This window comes from [Borrelia] tanukii (assembly GCF_030439725.2).
In the GTDB taxonomy this organism is placed as follows: domain Bacteria; phylum Spirochaetota; class Spirochaetia; order Borreliales; family Borreliaceae; genus Borreliella; species Borreliella tanukii.
Map to the genome: position 1 here is coordinate 47,964 of NZ_CP179584.1, position 6,837 is coordinate 54,800.

The 6,837-nt window shown below is 29.7% G+C and carries 6 protein-coding genes and 2 pseudogenes; all 8 read left to right on the plus strand.

The features are described 5' to 3' along the window. Positions 1-297: 297 nt before the first annotated feature. Positions 298-801, plus strand: a complete 504-nt coding sequence (locus tag QIA27_RS05920; protein ID WP_418906375.1) for an Erp family outer-surface lipoprotein — start codon at positions 298-300, stop codon at positions 799-801. Positions 802-828: 27 nt separating this feature from the next. Continuing rightward, a complete protein-coding gene (locus tag QIA27_RS05925; RefSeq protein WP_418906370.1) occupies positions 829-1,524 on the plus strand; it encodes an ErpL protein in 696 nt (231 codons plus the stop codon). Positions 1,525-1,706: 182 nt separating this feature from the next. Then, the gene (locus QIA27_RS05930; RefSeq protein WP_418906371.1) at positions 1,707-2,177 is read left to right on the plus strand and encodes a DUF643 domain-containing protein; all 471 of its coding nucleotides are present in this window, start codon (positions 1,707-1,709) and stop codon (positions 2,175-2,177) included. 188 nt (positions 2,178-2,365) lie between these two features. After that, positions 2,366-2,933: pseudogene (locus tag QIA27_RS05935) on the plus strand (DUF603 domain-containing protein). Beyond that, entirely contained in the window at positions 2,930-4,282 is a 1,353-nt protein-coding gene (locus QIA27_RS05940; protein ID WP_418906372.1) for a PBSX family phage terminase large subunit, read from the plus strand. Before QIA27_RS05935 ends, QIA27_RS05940 begins: the two are co-directional and overlap by 4 nt. Before the next feature lie 77 nt (positions 4,283-4,359). After that, a complete protein-coding gene (locus QIA27_RS05945) occupies positions 4,360-5,586 on the plus strand; it encodes a phage portal protein (RefSeq protein ID WP_418885650.1) in 1,227 nt (408 codons plus the stop codon). 16 nt (positions 5,587-5,602) lie between these two features. After that, a complete protein-coding gene (locus QIA27_RS05950; RefSeq protein ID WP_418906373.1) occupies positions 5,603-6,295 on the plus strand; it encodes a DUF1357 family protein in 693 nt (230 codons plus the stop codon). Between the two features lie 11 nt (positions 6,296-6,306). Further along, a pseudogene (locus QIA27_RS05955) lies at positions 6,307-6,837 on the plus strand (DUF228 domain-containing protein); the annotation flags it as partial.

Here is a 6,837-nt window from a genome sequence, read left to right on the forward strand (position 1 = left end):
TGGCTATAGTAAACAGAAGTGGCAATTTCTAAGGGGTGCACACAAGAAAGATAATATACTTTGTGTGATATATAGCAAAGACTCTGAAATTTAATTTGTATGTGTTTTGTGATCATTTGTAATGAGTTTGACATTTGCAATGGAGAGATTTTCTAAGTTTGATTAAAATTACATTTGAGTTTTGTTACTATGTAATTCGAAATGTAACAAAATTAATTATTTAAATCTTTAAAAAAATTGTATATAATAGGTATTGCATTATCTTTAAGACTTATGGAGTAATTTATGAATAAAAATATGAATAAAAATATGAGAATGTTTATTATTTGTGTTGTTTTTGCACTGATAAGTTCTTGTGGAAATTTTACAAGTAGTTCAAGCGAGCATGGTAGTTTAAGTGAGCAAGTAAGTAGTGATACAATAAAATTTTCTGAATTTACTGTAAAAATTAAATATAAAAAAGGCAATAGTGGCAATTGGACAGATTTGGGAACTTTAGTTATAAGAAAGGAAGAATATAGTATTGCAACAGGGTTGAATAATGATAATGAAGGAGGAGGACACACGGCGACATTATTTTCATTAGAAGAGTCAGAAGTTAATAACTTTGTAAACGCAATGACTAGAGGGGGAGCATTTAATGCCGATTATTATTATGGTTATCAAGAAGGAGAAGATTATAAAAGCAAAAACATAGAAACAAAAATAGAAACTATTAATGGTTCTCAATTTATTACATTTTTTGGAAAAGATAATTCATATGCAATTTTATTAGAGGAGCTTAAAAAGAATTTGAAATAAACTTTTATATCATAGGAGATGATTTTTATGAATAAAAAAATAAGAATGTTTGTTATTTGTGTTGTTTTTGCACTGATAAGTTCTTGCAAGAATGATGTAAATAGTAAAGATTTAGAAACTTCAAAACAAAGTTCAGAGCAGGAGTTAGAAAGTTCAAAACAAGTAGAACAAGAGATAAAAAAAGAATTTAATGGATTGTTAAATATTTTAGAGAAAAAAGACATATCTAATTTAGATGAAAAAGATACAAAAGAAATTGAAAAAACAATTCAAGAATTAAAGAATAAAATAGAAAATTCAGATTCCCAAAAAACTTCTCTTTTAACATATTCTGAGTATGAAAAAACATTAAAAGAAATAAAAGAAAAGTTAAAAGATAAAGGAAATCTTGAGGATAAATTAAAGGCGCTTGAAGAGAGTTTAAAAAATAAAAAAGAAGCGAGAAAAAAAGCCTTAGAAGAGGCTAAGGGGGAATTTGAAAAGCTTCAAAGTCAAGTTAAATCTGCAACTGGAGAAACTCATGGGCAGCAAGCTCAGAATCAAGGACAAGTTGGAAAGCAAGCTTGGACAAAAGCTAGAGAATATGGTTTAAGTGTAAATTCTTCTGTTAGTGCTGATACTAGTGGTATGTCAAATGGAATAATAGATGAGGCGATTAAGCAAATTGATGAAGAACTTAAAAGTATTGAAAAAGAGACTAAAAATTCCGAAGAGAAAAAGTAAAGAAAAATGATTTTCGAAAGCATAAAATATGAAAAACAAGACTAACAATTAGTCTTGTTTTTATTTATAAAGTATTAACTTCGCTAAACAGTTTAATATTAAACATTTTTCAATGGTTTTTGTAATTTCCTCCTTTGCTAAAATTTTAGCATATATAATTGTGTTTTTGCTATAATAATCATATGATAGATAATATGCATGCTAATAAAGTTTCAGATTTTTATGATAATTTAGATCAAGAATCAAAAAAGGAAATACACATCGCTTATGAAATAATAAATGACCCTTTAGGACCACCCACAAAAGAATTTATTAAAGGGGTTTTAAAAGATAGATATCTAATAGAAAAATATAGAAGTTCCAAAAATGTTGAGATTAATTATAGCTACAAGGAAGGAATGCTAGAAAAATGTTTGGAAAAATTAGGATATGATGAATCTATCAATTTTTTGTTTTTTGTTAGTTTTATTTTTTATAAGATAATACGAAAAGTATCGAAACGAAACCAACCACATGCGATTGAAGAATTTAAAGATATGTTATTTATAAGTATACACTACTATGACAAAGGAATTTTCACAAGTAATAATTTTATGAATGAAGTGAAATATTTTTACAAACTTACAAAATCAAGGTTTTTAAAAATACAATAAATTATTGAACCGCTATTTTCATAATCTTTGATTTAGAAATAGCAGCGAGCTAAATCAATAAAAGCCAATAAATATAAAATACTCCTCAATAGATATCAAGAAGTTATCAGTTTATGTTAACAATTCATCAAATTGCTTTACTATTTAGAGTAACAATTTGTTAATTTTGTTACTTTAGGGTAATGCTTTTGAAAAGAGTTAAAAGATCTTTTGATGATTATGTTGCATATTTCTAGAGAAGGCTCATTAAATGATGGAGAAATAGCAGCTAAACTCGGAGTTTCTAGAGTAAATGTATGGAGAATGAGACAAAAATGGGCGAGTGGGGAAACTTCTGTTAACGAAGATTCTAGAGTAACAATTAGTGAAGATACTTTTGAACACCTTGTAGCACAAACTTTTAAATCTGAAGTTAAGGCTAAAAAAGCTAAGGGCGAATTAGATTTAGAGCGCTCTAATTTAGAATTGGGATTTATACGTGCATTTAAGCAATATTCTAGTATTGAACTTGCTAGTATGTTTTCAAAAATAGATGATTTAAGATTTAAAATTGAATCTTTAAATAAACAATGTAACAAAAAAAATGCAAAATGTATTACTGAAGAAATTAATTCTTTAAAAGATGAACTTGATGATCTAATAAAGGAGTGCTCAATAAGGGAAATGGAGCTTTACTATGAATGTATGAAAAGGCTTGCTGCTGCTCATGAAGTTGAGAGCAAAAGTAACTACAAAAGTAGTAAAGGACACAAGTGAACTTATATCAAACAAAACTTTTTACGACACTTCAAAAGCAATATAAAAATCAGTTTGGAGTTGATATATTGCAGTTTGTAAAGGTAACAAACTCTTCAATCAATTTTGATCAGTTTGAAGAAGAATATTTAACCCTAAAGCAAAAGAATGTGATAAAAAGCATTCAAAAGAACAATGAAAAGAAGATTATATTTAGTGGTGGTATTGCTAGCGGTAAAACATATCTTGCATGTTATCTGTTTATTAAAAGTTTAATTGCAAATAAAAAGCTATATTCTAGTGATACTAATAATTTCATTATAGGAAATTCTCAACGTTCAGTTGAAGTTAATGTTTTGGGGCAATTTGAGAAGATATGTAAACTTCTTAAAATTCCTTATATTCCAAGACACACAAATAATTCATATATATTGATAGATTCACTTCGTATTAATTTATATGGCGGGGATAAGGCAAGTGATTTTGAAAGGTTTAGAGGTAGTAATTCGGCGCTTGTTTTTGTTAATGAGGCCACTACTTTGCACAAACAAACTTTAGAAGAAGTGCTAAAAAGACTCAGATGCGGACAAGAGACTATTATTTTTGATACTAATCCTGATCATCCGGAACACTATTTTAAAACTGATTATATTGATAATACAGCGACTTTTAAAACATATAATTTTACAACTTACGATAATGTACTTCTTAGTAAAGGATTTATCGAAACTCAAGAGAAACTCTATAAAGATATACCAACGTACAAGGCAAGGGTTTTACTAGGAGAATGGATAGCAAGCACCGATTCAATTTTTACACAAATTAATATTACCCAAGATTATGTGTTTAGCAGCCCTATAGCATATTTGGATCCAGCATTTAGTGTTGGAGGGGATAATACCGCTTTATGTGTTATGGAGAGGGTTGATGATAAGTATTACGCATTTGTATTTCAAGACCAAAGACCAGTAAATGATCCTTATATTATGAATATGGTCAAGACTGTTTTAGAAAATTTCAATGTAAATACACTTTACTTAGAAGATAGGGACAATACTAAAGGTGCGGGGGCATTGACTCGTGAATATATGACTCTTAGAAACAATATGGGCCATTATTTTAGAATTGTACCGGTTAAACCAAAGTCCAATAAATTTAGTAGAATAACATCGTTAATCACACCGTTTACTTACAAGAAACTTTATATTGCAAAGTACAGCAGTTCTTCTGTATTTAATGATATTTACGCTTATAAAGGGGATAACAAAACCCATGATGATGCACTTGACGCAATGTCCGCTGCATATTTGATGTTGTCTTTAGGATATAAAGAGCGAAGTATTCATTTTGGCAGCCAAAAATTTTTGTAAATTTTATTGACAAAAATATTAGTTTTTGCTATTATACACCATAATTTAATTAAGAAAATTAAGAATAAGAAGTAAAAATGTGTAATTTAAGAAAAGCAAAACTAGTAGATAAAATAAGTTCACTAGAACTATATAGATATTCAATATTTTTTAGAAATTACATAGAAAATGTAGCAGAAGACTGCCTCAAGAACGGGCTTGTTCTTGAAAGCACTACTAGCAATGTTAGTGAAGCAGAACTTTCTAGATTAAAGGTGCAGCTTAAGAATGCGCTTTTAAATTGTATTATAAGCTACCGTTTTCATGGCATTGGATATGTTTTAGTAAAAACCAAAGACACACTGCTAGACCTTGAAGAACCTGTTAACATAGAGCTACCTGTTGGATTTGAATACCTTGATCATGAATCTGTAAGAGATTCAGGGGTTGATGTTGATCATATAACTTATAAAGTAAAAGCCAACAGTAATGGTAATTCTTTAGATGCAGTTAAAATACACAAAAGTCGACTCATAATATATGAAAATTTCGATTATATCTTAAAAAGATATGTTCCGTGTTATACGGAAAGTTTTTTGTTAGATATTTACTTGTTTGAAAAAATATACGTTGAAATAGAAAAACGCATTGAGAACCACAATTTTTTGTTTTATAAAGACGAATCTTTAGTGCAACTACAAGACGCTCTCTCTAGTGCTACAACTTCTTTGAGCGCACTAACTAATAGTAGCAATAATGAAAAAGGCAGTAGCATTTTGTCTTCTTTTTTAAGAAAACAAAATACAAATAATCATAATAAAGATATTTCTAATTTACGCAGTCTTAATGATTCACTAGCACATGAGCTTGCTAGGCTTAAAAGCAATCTTAATAATGAGGGGATGTTTTACACCGCAACCCCTAGCGCTAGTTTAGAAGTTGTTAAGTACGATCTTAGTTATTTAAAAGAAGCGTTGGCATTAATTAAAGCAAAAATTGGTGCTGATACTAAGGAGCCTCTAACTAGAAGTTTTAACGAGCAGGCTAAAGGACTTGGAAATGATGGTAAAGGCGATAGGAGTAATTATTATGATTTTCTAAAAGGGGTACAAGAACAAATTGAGAATTCTTGTAATTTGAAACTTACTAAATATTTTGGTCTTGATATGAGGTTTAATTCACTGATTATGTTAAGTGAAGATCAAAAGGTAGAAAGAGATATTAAGCTAATTGAGCTTTACAGTAAATATAACGAGCTTATACAAAGCAGCGCCTTTAATAACGAAGAGCTAGCTATTTTAAAAGAAAAGTTATTCTCATTTTGAGAAAAGGAGTTAAAAAGTGATTGAAAATGAAGAAAAAGAAGACTTGCAAGTACAAGTTAAAGAAGAACAGCAAGTTAAATCTGATACTAAGATTATAAGTTCTGGTGAATATGAAGAGTATATGCGCCTTAAAGAACAGGCAAATGCAAAACCTAAAGAGATAAATCGTGATTTAAGCATAAATGAGCGAATAACAAAAGAACTTGCAGAAGTTGAAGAGCGTGAGCGTGTTGAAAAGCAATTATTACTAGAGGCAGATCGTATAAATGAAATTGATACGCTAGCAAAAGCACATCTTAGCAATCATTTTAATAAAGAAGTGCTACTTGCAAAAGGATACACTCTAAAAGACATTATGCAAGCGCAACGTAGAGAACTTGTTCGCAAGTTTGTTCCAATTGAGCAAATTAAAGCTATTTCTAAAGTAGCAGACATAACCCATATTGATGGGGAGATACTAGAACAACTAGTTTCTTTAGCTAAAGTCAACATCAAGTTAAGAAAAAATGCGAACAGCAATTCTTCTTCTGTTGATTCTATTAAAGGCAATATTGTTGCTAAATCAGAAGAGCGAGTAAGTTTGCTTGATTCTAATTTTGTTCCAATTAATTTTACAGAATTTGTACAAGCTATTAGTAATACTTACAAGCAAAGACGAATGCAATTTTATGAAAACTTGAAAAGAAATAAAAGAACAAGTATTACGTAAAGGAGTTTTTAATGAGTGACATTACAAAGATTAAACAAGAGTTTGATAAAAAAGTTGCCGAAATTAAGGCATTAATGAAAAATCCCCAACATGATGCAAATTTGCTTGGCAATTCTATTGATTTTAGAAATAAAACTTAATTTATGCCAATTCTGGTGGAGTTAGAACTAGTAGTAAAGACAAAATAGAAAATTATCCTGCTAAGGGTTATCCATACAAGCGCGGAGTAAAGCTTAGTTTTAGTGCTGATGGTACAACAGAGCTTGAAGTTGAGGCTGGTGGTGGAGAAGACTTATACGGAATATGCGTTGATATAGATGAGTTCACCGGCATAGCCACTGTAATTCCAATTACAAATATTTTGAAGGGTATTTAGTATGTAAAAAAGAGAATCAAAGCAGTATAAGCATTGGGGATAAGCTGAATTTTAGTGAACATGGGGAGCTTGAAAAAGTTAGTGGAAATAATAAACCTATTAATGCTATAGCGCTATCAAAAGCACATAAATTAACTGAGGATTTATATATTATTCTTGCTAGCGT